Origin of the sequence: Vibrio sp. 10N.286.49.B3 (assembly GCF_002873395.1) — a bacterium.
In the GTDB taxonomy this organism is placed as follows: domain Bacteria; phylum Pseudomonadota; class Gammaproteobacteria; order Enterobacterales; family Vibrionaceae; genus Vibrio.
The window spans coordinates 12,501-31,266 of the sequence record NZ_MCUV01000035.1 but is presented as its reverse complement, the minus strand read 5'-3'; the positions used below and the strand labels follow the sequence as shown (position 1 = coordinate 31,266).

At 40.4% G+C, this 18,766-nt stretch carries 21 protein-coding genes; 17 read left to right on the top strand and 4 right to left on the bottom strand.

Features of this window, described 5'->3' with window-relative positions:
* Window positions 1-32 precede the first annotated feature (32 nt).
* Both BCU68_RS12315 and BCU68_RS12310 read left to right on the top strand, forming a co-directional pair.
* Window positions 33-839 carry an MlaA family lipoprotein gene (locus tag BCU68_RS12315; protein WP_241901372.1) on the top strand — a complete coding sequence of 269 codons (807 nt, stop codon included), beginning with the start codon at window positions 33-35 and terminating at the stop codon, window positions 837-839.
* A 339-nt stretch (window positions 840-1,178) separates the two neighbouring features.
* Window positions 1,179-1,391: a cold-shock protein gene (locus BCU68_RS12310; protein WP_102565044.1), complete on the top strand. Its 213-nt coding sequence runs from the start codon at window positions 1,179-1,181 to the stop codon at window positions 1,389-1,391.
* 295 nt (window positions 1,392-1,686) lie between these two features.
* On the opposite strand, the gene BCU68_RS12305 is transcribed toward BCU68_RS12310, so the two are convergent.
* A complete protein-coding gene (locus tag BCU68_RS12305) occupies window positions 1,687-2,817 on the bottom strand; it encodes a flagellar assembly protein FlgT (protein ID WP_102565043.1) in 1,131 nt (376 codons plus the stop codon).
* Between the two features lie 176 nt (window positions 2,818-2,993).
* On the opposite strand from BCU68_RS12305, the gene BCU68_RS12300 reads away from it, so the two are divergent.
* Entirely contained in the window at window positions 2,994-3,629 is a 636-nt protein-coding gene (locus tag BCU68_RS12300; RefSeq protein WP_102565042.1) for a FlgO family outer membrane protein, read from the top strand.
* A gap of 9 nt (window positions 3,630-3,638) precedes the next feature.
* Window positions 3,639-4,070 (top strand): LPP20 family lipoprotein, encoded by a 432-nt coding sequence (locus BCU68_RS12295; protein WP_102565041.1) that lies wholly within the window; start codon window positions 3,639-3,641, stop codon window positions 4,068-4,070.
* 34 nt (window positions 4,071-4,104) lie between these two features.
* On the opposite strand, the gene flgN is transcribed toward BCU68_RS12295, so the two are convergent.
* From flgN to flgA, 3 genes are all read right to left on the bottom strand, one after another.
* A complete protein-coding gene (gene flgN, locus BCU68_RS12290) occupies window positions 4,105-4,530 on the bottom strand; it encodes a flagellar export chaperone FlgN (protein WP_102565040.1) in 426 nt (141 codons plus the stop codon).
* Between the two features lie 34 nt (window positions 4,531-4,564).
* The gene (gene flgM / locus BCU68_RS12285) at window positions 4,565-4,888 is read right to left on the bottom strand and encodes a flagellar biosynthesis anti-sigma factor FlgM (protein ID WP_102565039.1); all 324 of its coding nucleotides are present in this window, start codon (window positions 4,886-4,888) and stop codon (window positions 4,565-4,567) included.
* An 88-nt stretch (window positions 4,889-4,976) separates the two neighbouring features.
* Entirely contained in the window at window positions 4,977-5,723 is a 747-nt protein-coding gene (flgA, locus tag BCU68_RS12280; RefSeq protein WP_102565038.1) for a flagellar basal body P-ring formation chaperone FlgA, read from the bottom strand.
* 76 nt (window positions 5,724-5,799) lie between these two features.
* Here flgA and BCU68_RS12275 point away from each other — a divergent pair, with 76 nt between their 5' ends.
* The 13 genes from BCU68_RS12275 to flgL all read left to right on the top strand — a co-directional run bounded on the left by BCU68_RS12275 (window position 5,800) and on the right by flgL (window position 18,556).
* Window positions 5,800-6,729, top strand: coding sequence for a chemotaxis protein CheV (locus BCU68_RS12275; RefSeq protein ID WP_102565037.1), 930 nt, complete (start codon window positions 5,800-5,802; stop codon window positions 6,727-6,729).
* 11 nt (window positions 6,730-6,740) lie between these two features.
* A complete protein-coding gene (locus tag BCU68_RS12270) occupies window positions 6,741-7,571 on the top strand; it encodes a protein-glutamate O-methyltransferase (RefSeq protein WP_102565036.1) in 831 nt (276 codons plus the stop codon).
* A gap of 152 nt (window positions 7,572-7,723) precedes the next feature.
* Window positions 7,724-8,119, top strand: a complete 396-nt coding sequence (gene flgB / locus BCU68_RS12265; protein WP_102565035.1) for a flagellar basal body rod protein FlgB — start codon at window positions 7,724-7,726, stop codon at window positions 8,117-8,119.
* Window positions 8,120-8,123: 4 nt separating this feature from the next.
* Window positions 8,124-8,540, top strand: coding sequence for a flagellar basal body rod protein FlgC (gene flgC / locus BCU68_RS12260; protein WP_102565034.1), 417 nt, complete (start codon window positions 8,124-8,126; stop codon window positions 8,538-8,540).
* A 17-nt stretch (window positions 8,541-8,557) separates the two neighbouring features.
* Window positions 8,558-9,265, top strand: a complete 708-nt coding sequence (gene flgD / locus BCU68_RS12255) for a flagellar hook assembly protein FlgD (protein ID WP_102565033.1) — start codon at window positions 8,558-8,560, stop codon at window positions 9,263-9,265.
* Between the two features lie 31 nt (window positions 9,266-9,296).
* Window positions 9,297-10,601, top strand: a complete 1,305-nt coding sequence (gene flgE, locus BCU68_RS12250) for a flagellar hook protein FlgE (protein WP_102565032.1) — start codon at window positions 9,297-9,299, stop codon at window positions 10,599-10,601.
* 208 nt (window positions 10,602-10,809) lie between these two features.
* Complete coding sequence (locus BCU68_RS12245; protein WP_102565031.1) at window positions 10,810-11,559, top strand: flagellar basal body rod protein FlgF; 750 nt, start codon at window positions 10,810-10,812, stop codon at window positions 11,557-11,559.
* A 22-nt stretch (window positions 11,560-11,581) separates the two neighbouring features.
* Complete coding sequence (flgG, locus tag BCU68_RS12240) at window positions 11,582-12,370, top strand: flagellar basal-body rod protein FlgG (protein ID WP_102565030.1); 789 nt, start codon at window positions 11,582-11,584, stop codon at window positions 12,368-12,370.
* Window positions 12,371-12,408: 38 nt separating this feature from the next.
* Complete coding sequence (gene flgH / locus BCU68_RS12235) at window positions 12,409-13,185, top strand: flagellar basal body L-ring protein FlgH (protein WP_102565029.1); 777 nt, start codon at window positions 12,409-12,411, stop codon at window positions 13,183-13,185.
* Window positions 13,186-13,256: 71 nt separating this feature from the next.
* Window positions 13,257-14,348: a flagellar basal body P-ring protein FlgI gene (locus BCU68_RS12230; RefSeq protein ID WP_102565028.1), complete on the top strand. Its 1,092-nt coding sequence runs from the start codon at window positions 13,257-13,259 to the stop codon at window positions 14,346-14,348.
* A 14-nt stretch (window positions 14,349-14,362) separates the two neighbouring features.
* On the top strand, window positions 14,363-15,349 hold the full coding sequence (gene flgJ, locus BCU68_RS12225; protein WP_102565027.1) for a flagellar assembly peptidoglycan hydrolase FlgJ: 987 nt from the start codon (window positions 14,363-14,365) through the stop codon (window positions 15,347-15,349).
* Window positions 15,350-15,469: 120 nt separating this feature from the next.
* Window positions 15,470-17,350, top strand: coding sequence for a flagellar hook-associated protein FlgK (gene flgK / locus BCU68_RS12220; protein WP_102565026.1), 1,881 nt, complete (start codon window positions 15,470-15,472; stop codon window positions 17,348-17,350).
* A gap of 12 nt (window positions 17,351-17,362) precedes the next feature.
* Window positions 17,363-18,556, top strand: coding sequence for a flagellar hook-associated protein FlgL (flgL, locus tag BCU68_RS12215; RefSeq protein ID WP_102565025.1), 1,194 nt, complete (start codon window positions 17,363-17,365; stop codon window positions 18,554-18,556).
* The last annotated feature ends 210 nt before the right edge of the window (window positions 18,557-18,766 follow it).

The window sequence follows — 18,766 nt, the reverse complement described above, 5'->3', positions numbered from 1 at the left end:
AGCCTTTTTTATCAAGGATGATATAACTGATTATGCCGAAATCTTATTTACGCTATACGATCATGAGTACACCATTAATTCTTCTATTAGGGTGTAGTAGTGCCCCTGATACTGAACAAACCTCTCTAGATGAGCCTAGATTAGAGACATCCCTAGTTTATGAGGAAAACCTGCCAGATTCTTCCGAGGGCATGTTTGAAGGCTTTAACCGAGCCATGTGGGATCTCAACTCTGATTACCTTGATCCTTATTTTGTACGACCAGTCTCCGTCGCTTATGTTGGCTACACTCCCACGCCGTTAAGACGCGCTATTGCCAATTTCTTAGCTAACTTAGATGAACCTTCGAGTGTTATTAATAATGCGATTATGGGTAATGGAGAGAAGGCGGTAACGCACTTCAACCGCTTTTGGATTAACAGTACTTTTGGTCTGCTTGGCTTAATTGATATAGCAGGGGCCGCAGGTATTACAAAGTTAGATGATAAAGCGTTCGGAGATGCGATAGGTCATTACGGTGTCGGTATGGGACCCTATTTAATGCTACCTGGCTACGGTCCAGTCACTGTACGTGAAGCCGCTGATACTGTTGATGGGATGTATTTACCGCTCTCGTATCTTAATTTCTGGTCCAGCGTTGGTAAGTGGGCATTTGAGGGCATGGAAAAACGAGCGTTATTGATACCTCAAGAAGCGCAGTTGGAGAACTCTCCTGACCCTTACGTATTAACTCGAGATATCTATATTCAGCGTCAAAACTTTAAAGCTGAAGTGGATATCGACACTTACGATGAAGAAGAAGAAGCGTATTTTGATGACTATTTAGATGAAGACTTCTAAATTTAATCGTTGTGGTCAGAGCAGTTTTGCTTGTAACTCTTGATTACCTTGGTTTTTAATTTGGTCTTTAGTGTTTGATATTTTTATGTTTTCTTCTTTTTCTTTTATTTTATTTTCAAAAGGACTATACATTTAATTTAAACACTGTAATATTGCCCTCGCTCTGTTGTTCGGGGTTATTAAATGTAACATCAAGTGAAAGTAAAATCTTAGATACATCTGCGTAAACCGTTTTTGTTTCCTTAGTTTCCTTAGTTTCATCGTCATTAAATAATTCGATTCTTAGCACACTCCGCGTTTAACGCGATATTTTCAAGAATTTTTTATAGGAGACATACTATGTCTGCAAAAACTACTGGTTCAGTAAAATGGTTTAACGAAGAGAAAGGTTTCGGTTTCATTACTCAAGACAACGGCGGTGCTGACGTATTCGTTCACTTCCGTGCTATCGCTTCTGAAGGTTTCAAAACTCTTGCTGAAGGCCAAAAAGTGTCTTTTGAAGTAGAGCAAGGCCAAAAAGGTCTTCAAGCTGCAAACGTTGTAGCTCTTTAATCAGAAGTTTAACTCTTCTTTGAAAAAGTCGACCTTAGTGTCGGCTTTTTTTTGTTTAAAATTTACGATCAAAAATAGTTACTCTCACCACAACACATATTCTGATGTATTGATGCGTGCTTAGCTGTACTCACAGTAAATACTATTCTACGAACTGCTAAGACACATGACAGTGCCTAAGATAGCAAGTAGGCTATCAAGTCTAAAAATTGGCCTCCATGCCAATTCAATTCATATACGTTACACCCAATAGACTCATTATTGCTGACAGCCATGACTATCAGCACCGTTATATCTATTCCTTAGTCATCACATCACCAATTTGAATACTAGAAGCTAAGTTAGCTTGGTCGACAAGCAACTCTGCTTCTTGCTCATAGACTCTTGCGACAGTTAATGTTATTTCGCTTTGTGAGACCTTATTGCGCGGTAGACCATTTTGATCAATAAAGGCACCTGTATGCCAAAGCTGTAATTTATCACCTTCTTTTACACCGTGTAAGCGGCCTAAATCCATCATGACTTTATTATTATAAGTGGCTGAAACCGCGGGTAAGGTGATTTTACATGACAGTTCTGATTCTAGATCAAGCATTAAGTTTCGACTTACTCGCAGCATCATTTCGCCATAAGTTGAAGCCCAAAAACGCGCACTTCGCGTATCAACTTGACTGGTTTTAGCAAACGGCCATTTCGCAACTTGACGATATTGTTGAGCGTGTATTTGATGACCCGTTTTACCATCAAGTACTTGGATTTCTAGAGCAAACTGACGATTTATAACATCATCAAGTAATATTTTTGATTCAATGGTTGCCGTTAAATCGGTAATTACACCAGAAAGGATATACTGCGCCCCTGTATCTTGAGCGATCATTTTAATCGTTTCAGGTTGGCGCTTATCAAGTGCGTAATCGGTTGTACCAACAGAGATAAAACTGTGAGACTCTTGGTTCAATTGTCGGTTGAGAACTTGACTAAAATCATCACCAATCTTATACACTTGGCCCATAACGGCTTGTTGTGGTGAGGCGATATCAATATGACCAACTAGGAATGTTTTTTTGTATTGATTTACGTGGCAACCATTTGCCGATGGGTAAATATCAATTCGAATAGTGACAGCCATTTGGTTGCCACGTTTTTTCTTAGAATCAACTTCTATATAGCGCACTTCATGGTTGGTAAATTGGTATTCATTACGATCTTCAGCTAAATAGGTACGCAAGTTACTAATGCTACCAATATCGGCTCCTGAGAAGCTGACCGCTTTGTATACGGCATCCTCTAACGCGTTGATTCTTGCTTCATCGTCAGAAGCGACAATGGTTGCAACTCCAGTGACCTCATACCAAGAGGCATGCACAGAGCAGGAAAAAAGTAGAGTAAAAGCGATGGATGTGAAGCATGAAAATAATTTATTCATTCATTTCTTACCAATTGGGTATAAATTTTGCTTTATGTTTACAAGCGGGTTTTGATTAGTACCGTTTTATAGGCGTAATTAGAAAAGCAAAGACTGTTCCACAATTGTACATACAATGAAATTTAACTTATGTGACATGCCGTGGGGATCAATAAGTGTATTTGGAGAGCTACATAATGAAAAAATGGCTGATAGTTATGTCGATAGTATTGTTGACATCTTGTGCCTATTCACCAATTTATAATGGCAAAGAACCCTATACAGGTAGCCATTTTATGTTAGTTGATAGCCCTCGCCATACACTAGACTTCTTTATTGAAAGTTTAACTGATGAGCTACTGGTTTCGAATACTAGCGTATCAGCGTTAACACCAGTCGCGATCACTTCTTTTGTTGATCTACAGCATTTAGATGCAACGAACTGGTTAGGCAACTCTGTAGCCGAAGGTTTTATTTATCAACTTCAGCGCCGAGGTTTTAAGATAGTCGACTATAAAACAACAGGTTCAATTCAAATTACTCACCAAGGTGACTTTGCTTTAAGTCGTGATTGGAAAGAGTTATCTGAAAAGCAAGAAGTACAATATGTACTTACTGGTACTATGTTGCGTCAAGATGGCGGCGTACTAATTAATGCGCGTGTGATTGGCATACAAACTCGTATTGTTGTCGCTTCTGCTCAGGGTTTCTTACCTGCAGACCGAATAGGGCGAGATCTTGATACATTAAATACCATACGTACAGAGGATGGCGTGATCATTCGTTCTAACCCAACAATCAAGCAACCAAGTACTGTTATTTTACGCCCATAGGAATTAGTGATGAAACATCTGTTTTTGTGTATCGTGGTATTTATGCTTGTTGGCTGCCAACCGCTGCAAGTAATACGTTCGGAAGATCACTTATTGGCCGTTGGTTATGCAACCATCAGTGAGCAAAGCGGTAGAACAGAAGAAGAGCAACGAATTCGTGCAATGAGAGCGTCGAAGATAGATGCCTATCGTGAATTAGCAGAGCAGGTTTATGGGCTGCGCATAAGTGGTCACGCTCAGCTTAGCGATCAACGTCTGGGTGTTGAGTCGACAACAGGGGCGGTTGATGGTGTTATACGTGGTGCTGAAGTTCTAAGAAGTTATCCTGTAGGGGATAGTTACGTAACCGAATTACAGCTTGATATCCAGAAAATGGATCGATTAAAGTCATATGGTGAAGTGCAAACTATTCCAGAAAAGCGTCAACAAACACTATTTTAAGATTTAACTAGATAAGCGTAAATACAAGGAAACGTTACGCTTTTAAGTTGGTGCCTAACGTTGAAATTGTATGAGTCTGGCCGCCTGCATTATAAGTCATGCCTATCTTTCCATGACTTTGCTGCATTAAATTATTAAGCTTGTTAAAACTTAGCTGAGCTCTAGCCAAAGCTTGACCATTAATCATATTCGCTTGCTGGCAGTCATGGATAATAGACTGGATACGCTCAACAGATAGCTTTAAGTTTTCATCGTTGGTGAGTTGTGTAAGGTGAGGATGCGCAGATATACGTTGATCGGTCTGTTTTAATTGAGTAATCAAAGTGACCTTTTGTTTGGCTAGCTGCTCAATTTCACTGGAGATACGGCGAGTAATGGCCTTTTTTTCATCCACTAATAGCTCAGACAACTGCTGAGCACTCTGTAATTGAAAGTCGACAAGATCCTTCAGTACAGCCATATCTATTTATACCTTTTATTGTGGTGGCTAGTAATTATAAGCCAGACAGTTCTTGTTCAAATCGCATAATATTGCCCGCAAGTTTTTCTGCATCAACAGTATAAGAGCCATTTGCTATTGCTTCTTTAATTGCTGCAACTTTAGCGCTGTCAAAACTTGGCTCATTAGCCATATTTTGTTGCAGTTGGCCCATTGCTTTACTTTGGGAGCTGATCGAAACCGCATCCTGAGTATTTGCTGCTGGCTTTGCTGCATTCTGAGATGTTGTTGTCTCTGCTGCTTGATTTCGCCCTTGTGTGCGATTGTTCGTTGCATAGGCTTGCGCTTGTGCTGAACGAAGTTGATCAATGTTTGCCATATGAGAGCCTTATTTCATCAGTGTGGTGTCAGTATTACTATTATCGACTTTAGTGGCTAAAACTTTAATCTTTTTTGAATTTTTTTATTTAAAGTTGAATCGTTATTTGACCAATTCCAGTCACTTGCCCTTCAATTATACGCTGAGATTTGTCATTTTTCACTCTAACTTGATCGCCTGCTGAACCGTCAGATAGCGCCGTACCACGAGTCGTTATCGTCATTGTGCCTTTTACTGCTTGTATCACGACTTTTTCATTACGGCATACAATACAAATGTCATTTCTTTCAATGGCATTTCCAGGGCGAATGTTCCTTTTTACTTTAGCGCCAACTACATGTGAACTGTCAGTAAATCCTTGACGTCTAAATCTATGTAAATCAATCATTTCAATTGCAATGTCTGCTTGATCTATTAATTCACCACGGGCTAAATTTCTTGTTGCTGTAATCAAAGGCATCGCAGTGGACACTCGTACAGGTACGTACATACGCCAATTATCAGCTTGGCATTGAACCAGAACGGTGACATTAGAGCTTGATGATCCAATGTTCGATGAACTGGTTTCTAACGTATCTGGGCAATCAGAAGCCTTTACCCGAGTATCGATACTGGCTGCTCGTGCGGAGAGTTGCCCACCACGTGGAGGCTCTAAATGGTCAATAACATACTGCTCCGCTGCCGTTTGGATTTGAGCTATTTGCTCTGGTGTTGCGCTATATGAGAAAAAGCTAAACAAAACGAGTAGAATACCGATAGAGTATGTAATACTTCTATGGAACGCCCAGCACGAATTGAGAAAAAATCGATGTAAACCAGTTGATGGATGTGTCATTGTTTGTCTCTAGTGTTAAGTCGCCTGTAGTAGACTATCACTTTTTGCATTAATTGTTTTAAATGGAGAGCAACTTATGACGGGGATCCTTGATTCAGTGAATCAAAGAACGCAACTTGTGGGACAAAATCGATTAGAGCTACTCACATTTCGGCTAATGGGTCGTCAGCGTTATGGTATTAACGTGTTTAAAGTGAAGGAAGTCCTCCAGTGCCCGAAATTAACATCAATGCCCAATATGCACCCTTTAGTTAAAGGCTTAGCACACATTCGCGGGCAAACGATCTCTGTTATTGACCTGAGTCTAGCTATTGGTGGTCGACCAACAACTGATGTAGATAAATGCTTTGTGGTAATTTCTGAATTTAATCGTACCATTCAAGGCTTCTTAGTCAGCTCTGTCGAACGAATCATTAATATGCATTGGGAAGCAATTTTACCGCCGCCTTCAGGTGCAGGTAAAGCAAACTACTTAACGGCTGTTACCCATATTGATGATGAAATGGTAGAAATTCTTGATGTTGAAAAAGTATTGATGGAATTAGCACCAAGTGATGAAACTATGGATAGCTCAATTGCTGAAGATATCACGAAAGCAGAAGAGAAAAATCCAATAGTTCGTCGTATTTTAATTGCCGATGATTCGACGGTAGCACGTAAGCAAGTACAGCGAGCAATCACATCGATAGGTTTTGAGGCAATTGCTGTGAAAGATGGCAAAGAAGCCTATAATACACTGATAGAAATGGCTAAAGAAGGCAGTATTTATGAGCAGATTTCTTTAGTTATTTCGGATATAGAAATGCCAGAAATGGATGGCTACACTTTAACGGCAGAAATTCGCCGTCATCCTCAATTAAAAGATTTACATGTTATTTTGCACACCTCATTGAGTGGGGTTTTTAACCAAGCAATGGTTGAACGAGTTGGTGCTAATGAGTTTATTGCTAAATTTAATCCTGATGAGCTCGGTTCTGCTGTTAAAGTAGCAGTGACGAAAGAATAAAAGAGATATCCATGACAGCAATAACAATCAATGAACAACAGTATCGAGACTTCAGTCGATTTTTAGAGGCTCGATGTGGCATTGTTCTTGGTGATAGTAAGCAATATTTAGTTCGCAGTCGATTAAGCCCATTGGTTACAGCTTTTAAATTCATTACATTAGCCGATTTACTAAAAGAAGTGGTTACTGGGCATAATCGAGAGTTACAAGTTGCTGCAGTGGATGCAATGACAACCAACGAGACATTGTGGTTTAGAGATAATTATCCTTTTACGGTATTAGCAGATAAGTTATTACCAGAATTAGCTGAGAAAAATAAGCGACCTTTAAAAATTTGGTCTGCTGCAAGCTCGTCAGGTCAAGAGGCTTACTCTATGGCGATGACCGTTTTAGAAACCCAAGCGCGTAAACCTGGTTTAATACCGAATGTCTCAATTGTTGGTACCGATATATCACCAAGCATGCTTGATATGTGTCGAGCCGGTGTTTATGACCAGCTTGCTCTTGGTAGAGGACTGTCACCTGAGCGTCGTCGATTCTTTTTTGAAAATGCGCCAGATGATAAAATGAAGGTAAAAGATAATGTCCAACGGCTAGTGAGTTTTCGCCCACAAAATTTGTTGGATAGTTATGCTTTATTAGGTAAGTTTGACATTATTTTTTGTCGCAATGTATTGATCTATTTTTCTCCAGAAATGAAGAGTAGGATTTTGAATCAAATGGCGAATAGTTTAACACCTGGAGGTTACTTGTTGTTAGGCGCTTCAGAGTCACTGACAGGTTTAACCGATCGTTTTGATATGGTGCGTTGTAATCCTGGTATTATTTATAAACTGAAGTAAAAACAGTCAATACTTTTATACTAACCCAGCCTTTGTTCTGGGTTTTTTTTCGCTTATTGTTACCTAATTAAAAACTGGTATGTATATTGCTAGTGTTTATATAGATGAATTCATGCTGATTTGATTATCGGTGTTTTATAGTTGAGGTAAACATGGCTATTTCTTTTGATAAAGCACTTGGAATACACCAACATACTGTCGGTGTACGCGAGCGAAATGCTGAGGTTGTATCCTCAAACATAGCTCAAGCGAACACGCCAGGCTATAAAGCAAAGGGCATGGATTTCAATAAAGCATTACAAGCGGCAAGCTCAGGGGCAAGCATTGGCCTTAATCGGACTAATGGACGGCATATTCCTGCCTCTAGTGTTGTCGTTGGTGAGCAGATGTATCGCATTCCAACTCAACCGGATACTGGGGATGGTAACACCGTTGATGTTGATTTAGAGCGTAACATTTTCATGCAAAACCAAATTAGACACCAGGCCTCTTTAGATTTCTTAGGTGGCAAGTTTAAAAACTTAACAAAAGCAATTAAAGGAGAGTAACTAGATGAGTTTATTTAACGTATTCAATGTGACGGGTTCAGCAATGAGCGCGGAATCTATTCGTCTAAATACCACTTCTAGTAACTTAGCGAATGCCGACAGTGTCAGTAGCTCAGCGAAAGACACATATAAAGCTCGCCATGCCGTATTTGGTGCAGAATTAAGTAAGGCGCGTTATAACAAAGATCATAACGTACCGGTAAAAGTCTTAGGTATTGTTGAAAGCAATAAACCATTGAATGCTGAATATAACCCAGATCATCCATTAGCTAATGATGAAGGGTATATTTATAAGCCGAATGTGAATGTGATGGAAGAGATGGCAAATATGATCTCTGCGTCACGTGCATATCAAACCAACGTACAGGTAGCAGATTCGAGTAAGCAAATGCTGCTACGTACGCTGCAGATGGGTCAATAAGGTTCTAGGGGTAGCGTATGGCTGGAATAAATAATATTAATCAAGGTGGCTTATCTTACGCTGATCAGCTTAAAAGGCTACAAGGTGAAAAGAAAGCTGATGAGTCAACGGGTAAGCAAGATTTAAAGCAAGAAGATTTCTTGTCTTTATTGACCAAGCAATTAGCACAGCAAGATCCATTTAAACCCGTGGGTAACGATCAAATGATTGCTCAAATGGCTTCATTTGCAACGGTAGATGGTATTGGCAAAATGAATTCACAGTTTGAAAACTTGAACTCATCTATGACCTCTAACCAAGCACTGCAAGCTTCTTCGCTAGTTGGCCGTGATGTGTTAGTTCCAGGTGCTGCTGGATTAAAAGCCGATGAACAAGGCATGGGTGCGATGGTAAAACTTCCACAAGCGATGGATCAAGTCCTAGTGCGTGTTGAAAATGAAGTCGGTCAACTTATTCGTACCTTTAATGTTGGTGCTCAGCCAGCGGGTGATACACGCGTTGACTGGGATGGTAATGACGAAAGTGGTAACCCTCTACCTGCTGGTAAATATAACATTAAAGCCTCAGGCCTTTTAGATGGTGATAATACAGAATTTCCGGTATCAACTTACGCCAATGTAAATAGCGTATTGCTTGGTAAAGGGGATGGCAATGTACTCCTCAATCTTGCTGGTTTTGAATCCCCAGTTCGACTTGCAGAAGTACTCGAAGTTGGTCAGGCGTAAGAGTCGGTAAGCTAGATTAGGAGTTTTAAGTATGTCACATGTTGCATTAAGTGGTTTATCGGCCGCTCAGTTAGATCTAAACACAACCAGTAATAACATTGCCAATGCGAATACCTTTGGTTTTAAAGAGTCGCGCGCAGAATTTGGCGATGTTTATTCGAGTTCTTTATTCACCAACGCTAAAACGACCCCAGGTGGCGGTGCACAGGCGAATAAGGTTGCTCAACAGTTCCATGAAGGCTCTAATATTTATACGAGCAACCCAATGGACCTACGAGTAAGTGGTACTGGTTTTTTTGCTGTTGCGAAAGACCGCCTAGCTCCTGAGCAAAACGAGCTAACACGTAATGGTGCTTTTCATTTAAACAAAGATAATTACATGGTGACCTCTAATGAACAATTTGTTCTCGGTTACGATGTGAATGCTGATACAGGTGAAGTGACTTCTTACGAACCAAAACCGCTTAATATTCCAGCTGAGTTTGGTAAGCCAAAACAAACAGAGAATATAGAAATCGGGGTTAACTTACCTGCAAATGCAGAGCTAAAAGATCCTCTCCAGTTCGATTTTAATGATTCAGATTCGTACAACCGTTCGACGTCATCAACGATTTATGACTCAATGGGTCAATCTTATAAATTAACGACTTACTACCTTAAAGATCAAGGTGATCAGAATACGTGGCAATCGTACTACACGGTGACTGACTCTGAAGGGGAAAAAGCCGTTAATATTGATGGTGGCGATGCGATAGCTGGTTCGGGTCATGTTGGTCATACGATGAAGTTCAACAATGATGGTACGCTAGCAAGTCTAAATAACGGTTTACCGATCAATAGTGTAGCCTTTGACCAAGCGACACCACCACTAGAGATGAACGGTGCTGACGCTACGCAAACGTTGAAGATGGATTTAAATTCGGCGACTCAGTTTGCCGCGCCTTTTGAACTGACAAAATTTAATGAAGATGGTGCGACTACTGGCTTCTTAACTAAAATTGACTTTGATGAGCATGGTAGCGTGTTAGGTACTTACTCTAATGGGCAAAACGTGACATTAGGGCGTGTTGGTTTAGTTCGTGTTCCCAATGAGCAAGGGCTAGACAAAAAAGGCGGTACTCAATGGGACTCGACTCAGTACTCAGGCGCTAAAATTTGGGGTGAATCGAATAAAGGTTCTTTTGGTACGATCAGTAATGGTGCTCTAGAGCAATCGAATATCGATATGACCCAAGAGCTCGTTGATTTGATTTCAGCTCAACGTAACTTCCAAGCTAACTCTCGTTCATTAGAAGTACATAACCAACTACAACAGAATATTTTACAAATCCGCTAGTTGTTCATAGCGTGAAAGTGTCGCGATTATTGATCGTGACACTTTTTGCCACCCTCATTGCCGGTTGCCTTCTTGTGGCAACGAAACTATTTACTTCCTTTCTATGATAGCAATTGATTAAATTGTATCCTTCTGAAAAATAAAGATATTACCCTTGTGGCATATATTTTGCTTATTTAAATCTGAATGATGATTTTTGGAGCAAAATATGGATCGCGCATTGTTTCTAGCCATGAGTGGCGCCAAGCAAAATATGCAAGCATTACAGTTAAGATCAAATAACTTAGCAAACGTAAGTACGACAGGTTTTCGTGCCGATTTAGCACAAGCTCGATCGATGCAAGCATATGGTGATGGTTTACCGACTCGTGTATTCAGTATGACAGAGCGCCCAGGTCAAAACTTTGCTCAAGGCAGCGTGATTACCACTGGACGTGATTTAGATATCACCATAGAGGGTGATGGTTGGCTTGCCGTTCTTGATCAAACCGGTCAAGAAGGCCTAACAAGAAATGGTAACCTTAATATTGATCCAAATGGCATGTTAATGAATGCCAGTGGCCATTTAGTACTAGGTAATAATGACGCTCCAATCACATTGCCTATTCCATTAAGCAAAGTTGAAATTGGTCGTGACGGTACGATTTCGGTACTTCCTCAAGGGGCACCAGCGAATGCCATGGAAGTGATTGATCGTATCAAGCTTACTCGTACTAATAATCAAACGTTATTTAAAGATACTAATGGTTTATTTCGTTCCAAAACACCCAATACACCTTATGAAGCCGACGCTAATGTGCAAGTTCAAACGGGCGCAATAGAGGGAAGTAACGTTAATGCGGTTGGGGAAATGACTAGCTTAATTGATCTTCAACGCCAATTTGAAATGCAAGTAAAAATGATGAGTACGGCTGAAGAAATGGACAGATCGTCCGATTCATTATTACGTATGAGCTAATAGATTTTTTAAGGAGGTAATCATGCATCCAGCACTATGGGTAAGTAAGACAGGTTTAGACGCACAACAAACTAATATTTCGACAATTTCTAATAACTTAGCCAATGCTTCAACCATTGGTTATAAAAAAAGTCGTGCGGTATTCGAAGATCTTTTTTATCAAAATATCAACCAACCGGGTGGTCAATCATCACAAAATACAGAACTACCGAGTGGCTTAATGCTTGGTGCCGGTTCAAAAGTTGTTGCCACTCAAAAAGTGCATACGCATGGTAACGCTCAAACCACATCTAATAGCTTAGATATGATGGTAGAAGGCGATGGTTTTTTCCAAATTATGATGCCTGATGGCAATATTGGTTATTCGCGTAATGGTCAATTTACTCTAAATGGCGAAGGTACCATAGTAACATCGGGTTCAGGTTATCCACTCGAGCCTGAAATTGCTATCCCAGATGAAGCTATCTCAGTGACTGTTGGCACCGATGGTGAAGTTTCCGTTCGCATGCGTGGTGAACAAGATAATGTCGTGGTTGGGCAGATAACGGTAACTGATTTTGTTAACCCTGGTGGTCTTGAACCTATTGGGCAAAACTTGTACTTACCAACCGGAGCGAGTGGGGATCCGCAAGAAGGTATTCCTGGTCTAGATGGTCTTGGTCAACTGCGTCAATCGATGCTAGAAACATCAAATGTTAATGTGACCGAAGAATTGGTTAACATGATCGAAGCACAACGTGTTTATGAAATGAACTCTAAAGTAATTTCTGCCGTTGATAATATGATGAGCTTTGTCAATCAACAGCTATAAGTACTTTTCTGTTTAAGGTTTTATTACAAGGTTCTAGCATGAGATATTTGTTCAGTTTTATTTTGCTCTTTTTACTATCCGGTTGTGTTGCATTAACACCGCCAATTGAAAATGATATTGAGCAAGTAACGACAGTCGTTGATGCCGTTGAAGGTGATCGCTCCCAAGATGAGAGTTCAGGCATTATCGATACTTTACGTGGTCGTAATGATCCTGTGCAGGGCGATCCAGCATGGGCGCCGATTCATCCTCAGCAAAAACCAGAGCATTATGCAGCAGCAACTGGTTCGTTGTTTAATGCCGATCATATGAATAGCCTTTATAACGATTACAAACCGCGAGGCATTGGTGACATTATCACGGTTACGCTGGATGAAAAGACTAAAGCGGCAAAAAGTGCTAATGCTGATTTATCAAAAAAGAACGATTCAAGCATGGATCCTTTAATGGTTGGTGGTCAAGAGTTAACGATTGATAGATATAACTTTTCTTATGGTTTGAAAAATGACAACTCGTTTAAAGGTGACTCATCGGCTAACCAAAGTAACAGTCTTAGCGGCTCGATTACCGTGGAAGTTATTGAAGTACTAGCCAATGGTAACTTGATTATACGCGGTGAAAAATGGCTAACCCTGAATACTGGTGATGAGTACGTACGTTTAAGCGGTACGATTCGACCTGATGATATTGATTTTGATAATACCATTGCATCAAACCGAGTTTCGAATGCACGAATTCAATATTCAGGAACCGGCGTGCAGCAAGATATGCAAGAGCCAGGATTCTTGGCACGATTCTTTAATGTATCTTTGTAAAGCGGCAACAAAACAATTAGCGGCTTACTAAATTAATTACGTTTTTACAGTGCAATGATAAGGCAATAACCATGAAAAAGCTGACTCTTTTATTTTTAAGTATGATGTTCCTCGCGAACAGTGTACAAGCAGCACGTATAAAAGATGTCGCTAAAGTTGCAGGAGTACGTAGTAACCAACTTATCGGTTATGGTCTTGTGACAGGTCTTCCGGGCACTGGTGAGTCGACACCATTTACTGATCAAAGCTTCAATGCCATGCTGCAAAACTTCGGCATTCAATTGCCACCTGGTACGAAGCCAAGAACCAAAAATGTTGCCGCTGTCATGGTAACGGCAGAGCTTCCAGCCTTTAGTAAACAAGGTCAGCAAGTGGATGTTACCGTCTCTTCAATCGGTTCGGCAAAAAGCCTGCGTGGTGGTACATTAATTCAAACTTCCCTAAAAGGTTTAGATGGCGAAGTGTACGCTATCGCTCAAGGTAATCTAGTGGTGAGTGGCTTCAGTGCTGAAGGTGCTGATGGCTCTAAAATTGTCGGTAATAACCCAACCGTTGGCTTAATTTCAAGTGGCGCTATGGTAGAGCGAGAAATCCCGAGCCCATTTGGACGTGGCGACTATATTACTTTCAACTTGATCCAATCTGATTTTACGACTGCACAGCGTATGGCTGATGCTGTAAATAACTTCCTTGGTCCGCAAATGGCCTCGGCTATTGATGCCACTTCTGTACGTGTTCGAGCACCTCGAGAAATAAGTCAGCGTGTTGCTTTCTTATCTGCAGTCGAAAATGTCGAATTTAATCCAGCTGATGGTGCGGCAAAAATAATTGTTAACTCAAGAACGGGCACGATTGTTGTTGGTAAGCATGTGCGTTTAAGAGCGGCTGCAGTAACACATGGTGGTATGACCGTTGCGATTAAAGAGAACTTGAGCGTTAGCCAACCAGATCCATTTGCTGGTGGTCAAACCGTTGTTGTTCCTGACTCTGATATTAGTATTACAGAGCAAGAAGGGAAGATGTTTAAGTTTGAGCCAGGATTAACGTTAGATGATCTTGTTCGTGCTGTTAATGAAGTGGGTGCTGCACCTTCTGATCTTATGGCTATTTTACAAGCACTGAAACAAGCTGGCGCAATCGAAGGCCAGTTGATCGTCATTTAACGGAAGTTAGCATTATGATAAATAACTCAACAGACCTAGGTTTTATACACGATATATCGAGCTTAGATAAACTACGTCAGCAGGCCGTTAGTGGTGAAAGTGAAGATGAAAAACAAGCACTAACTGCTGCAGCAAAACAGTTTGAATCGATTTTTACTAATATGCTATTTAAATCGATGCGTGATGCTAACACTGCGTTTAAGTCCGATATGTTTGATAGTCAAAATGAGCAGTTTTATCGCCAAATGCTTGATGAACAAATGTCGAGTGAGCTAAGTGCTTCAGGCTCTTTAGGCCTCGCTGATATGATTGTTGCTCAGTTAACCGCTGGTCAAGGCAGTGATGAGAGTGAAGTAACGTTACGTAATGAAGCATTTAATACATCACTGAAAGTTCCTGTTAATGAAGAAAAAGCGCGTGAAGCGCAAAATCGCTTATTGGACTCAAAAGCAGAACATCGCAAATCTTTAGATGTCGCAAACACAACCTTAGAAGGTCCTGCTGCATCGAAAAGCCACCAAGCAGCAGTCCCAGTGACCTTCGACTCACCGCAAAGCTTTGTGCAATCGATGAGACCTTATGCAAATAAAGCCGCACAAGCGTTAGGCGTTGATCCCTCACTGTTACTTGCACAAGCGGCATTAGAGACAGGTTGGGGCAGTAAGATAGTTAAGAACTCGCAACAGCAAACAAATAACTTATTTAATATTAAAGCGGATAGAAGTTGGCGCGGGGATAAAGTCGCGACCCAAACCTTAGAATTTTACGATAACACGCCAGTTAAAGAGACAGCAGCATTTCGTTCTTATGGCTCGTTCCAAGAGAGTTTCAATGATTATGTTCAGTTCTTAAATGCCAATCCACGCTATGAAACAGCACTAAACGACTCGGCAGGCTCAGAGCAATTTATTCATGCTATTCATGAGGCAGGTTATGCGACAGACCCTAACTACGCTGATAAAATTTTGAATATTAAAAAGCAGATAGATAATATGAACTAATAGAATGGCTTACCTTCATGGTAAGCCTTTTTTATCACTAATTTTATGTTGGTATAGATATTGCTTTGGTTATATTAAGTGGTCATTGACGATATAAGTTAATTTGTTTTTGGGGGGATTATGGCATCAGATCTGCTGAATTTAGGCGCACAAAGTGTTCTGACGGCTCAAAGACAGCTAAATACAACCGGGCACAATATATCCAATGCCAATACTGAAGGTTATAGCCGACAATCTGTGGTTCAAGGTGCCAGTTCACCACGGCAATTAGGCGGCCAAACTTATGGCATGGGTGTACATGTGGAAAATGTTCGCCGCTCATGGGATCAGTTTGCCGTTAATGAATTAAACCTTTCGACCACCAATGCCGCTAATAAAGCCGATTCAGAGGGCAACCTCGACATGCTGCAAGGCTTACTGTCATCGGCGACATCGAGAAAAATCCCAGAGAATCTTAATGAATGGTTTAATTCTGTCTCGACACTAGCTAATAGCCCTAACGATCTTGGTGCGCGTAAAGTCGTACTTGAAAAAGCGGGCTTAATTAGTCAAAACCTAAACAATTTCCATGAAACCGTGCGTAAGCAGTCTGATGTTACTAATAAAACATTAGAGGTGGGTGTGGAAAGGATGAACCAAATAGGTTTAGAGATTCGTGATGTGCATAGGCAAATGATAAAAACGCCAGGGCCACATAATGATTTACGCGATCAACATGAAAAGCTTATTAATGAACTTGCACAATATACGAAAGTAACCGTTACACCACGTAGCCACTCTGAAGGCTACAACGTACATATTGGTAATGGTCACACTTTAGTTTCAGGCAGTGAAGCGAGCCAATTAAAGTGGATTGATGGTGATCCTGATGTTCATCAGCATCGTCTTGCTATCGTAGAAGGCAAGGGGATTAAAGCAATAAAAGTCGATGAGATTGATGGAAAGATCGGCGCTTTATTAGACTATCGTGATAAGCATATTCCGCAAGTTATGGATGAATTAGGTCGATTATCTGCTTCTTTTTCGGATCAAGTTAACCGTTTACAGTCGCAAGGTATCGATATGAACGGGCAAGTTGGTCGTGATCTGTACCGAGATATCAATTCGGAAGATATGGCAAAATCACGCGTCGTCACCAATGCTAATTCACCAGCGGATGTTGCTGTTTATATTTCAGATACTAACCAACTTGAAAGTGGTGAGTATTCACTTAAATATGACGGCACGAAATACAATATCATGAAACCAAATGGTGAAGTTATGACGGTTCAGCCTGATGCTGCGAGCTCATCATTCTCTCTTGATGGTTTACGTGTAGAGATCCGCAGCGAACCTGCCATTGGGGAAAAGGTGTTATTACGACCGACGCGAAATTCAGCAGCACAAATCCAATTGGCGATTAATGATCCAAGAGAGCTAGCCGCACAAAGTTTTGCCGCATCAACGACTCAAGCTCAAGGTAGTGCCGAGTTTTCTATTATAAAGGCTGGCGATCTAAAAGAATTTGAAGTGATAGTGTCACCACAGGGCGATCAGTTTGCCGTGACGGATACTTCAGGAAAAATGCTATTGCCACCAGAAACTTACCCACCAACCAAACCTATTACCGTTTTAGGTACAACGTTTGAATTAACACCTGGAGCGCTGGGTAACGATAAATTTACGGCTAATTTAACCGCTTCTGAAGGGGATAATGGCAATTTATTAAAAATGCTATCTATTCAGACGGATAAAAATTCCAATGATGGGGATAGCACCCTTATTGATATTTATCATAACTTAAATACAGATGTCGGCCTTAAAACATCAACCGCTATTCGTTTAAATGAAGTTGCAACATTGGAAAAAGAGTCAGCACAAGAACGTGTTGCCGCTATTTCTGGGGTGAATTTAGATGAAGAAGCGGCAAATATGATGAAGTTTCAACAAGCTTACATGGCGTCCTCTCGAGTGATGCAAGCAGCGAATGATACTTTCAACACTATCTTACAGTTAAGGTAGAGGAGAGGATAAATGTTAACACGAGTTTCAAGTTTTCATAATTATCAATCGGTGCAAAATGATCTTCGTCGCCAAGAAGGAAAGGTACATCATAACCAAGCGCAATTAGCCTCTGGTAAGCAACTGCAGTCACCAAGTGATAACCCTCTGGCAACGCATTATTTGCAAAACATTGGCCAGCAAGCGCAAGAGATCAATCAGTATATTGATACGATAACATTAACGCGCAATCGCCTAGAGCACCATGAAGTGATGATCGATAACAGCGAAAACTTTATCGATGAAGCTAAGCGTGGTGTGATGGAGATGATAAATGGTGCACTCTCTCCAGAAGACCGCTTAGCAAAGGCTAGAGAGATTAATGAGATAGAGAATAATCTTTTAAATATGGTTAATTCTCGAGATGAAAGTGGTAATTACACATTTGCCGGCACAAAATCCAAGACACAGCCATTTTTTAGAGATAGCACTGGCTCTGTGGCTTATAGCGGTGATAATTATCAACGAAAAATGAGAATTGCGAATCATGTTGATATGCCGATTAATGATCCAGGTAATCGCTTATTCATGGAGATACCGAATCCATTAGGTGACTACGCGCCTAGCTATGATTTACAACCGGCATCGGAATTATTAGTTGAACAAGCGACAAATCAAAATAGCGATGATATTTCAACTTACAAAGTTACTTTTGTGGATATGGCTAATGGTCAGTTTGGCTATCAGTTAGAGAGAAACGATATTATTGTTCAAGCTGAGGAGTTTGATCCTCAAAGTGGGATTGAATATCAAGGCTTGAATATCCAATTGAAAGGGCCGATTACCAAAGGGGATGCAATTACCCTTGAACCGAGTAACACTTTTAGTTTATTTGATAGCATGAAAAATGCACAAGAGTGGGCAGGTTATTCTGTCTCTGATAGCTCTGCAACGGCACATCTTCATCAAGTGACAGAAGAATTACATGCCGCTTATATTCATTTAAACCAAGCAAGAACAGAAACCGGTGTGCGTTTAAAGTCGCTCGATACACATGAAGATCAACATGAAGATTTTAAATTCTCGTTAGAAAAATCAAAAAGCAGCTTTGAAGATTTAGATTATTCTAAAGCGATTATCGATTTTAATGAAAACTCACGTGCGTTACAGGCTTCACAGCAAGCATTTGGGAAAACCAAAGATTTGACCTTATTTAACTATATTTAATCATAGGAAAATGAAGGGGAAAGTAGCACTCATTGGCAGTTATAAAAGCGGAATAACCTTGCCACATTGTTTTTTAAATCCAACGTATCAAGTTAAGCTATTGATAATAATTGGTTTTTATTTAAATGATGTAGGTATTAATGTGGCATGGTAATTGCTTTATAATTTATATAATAGATATTACGGTCAGTGCTTTTCTGAATAAGAGTA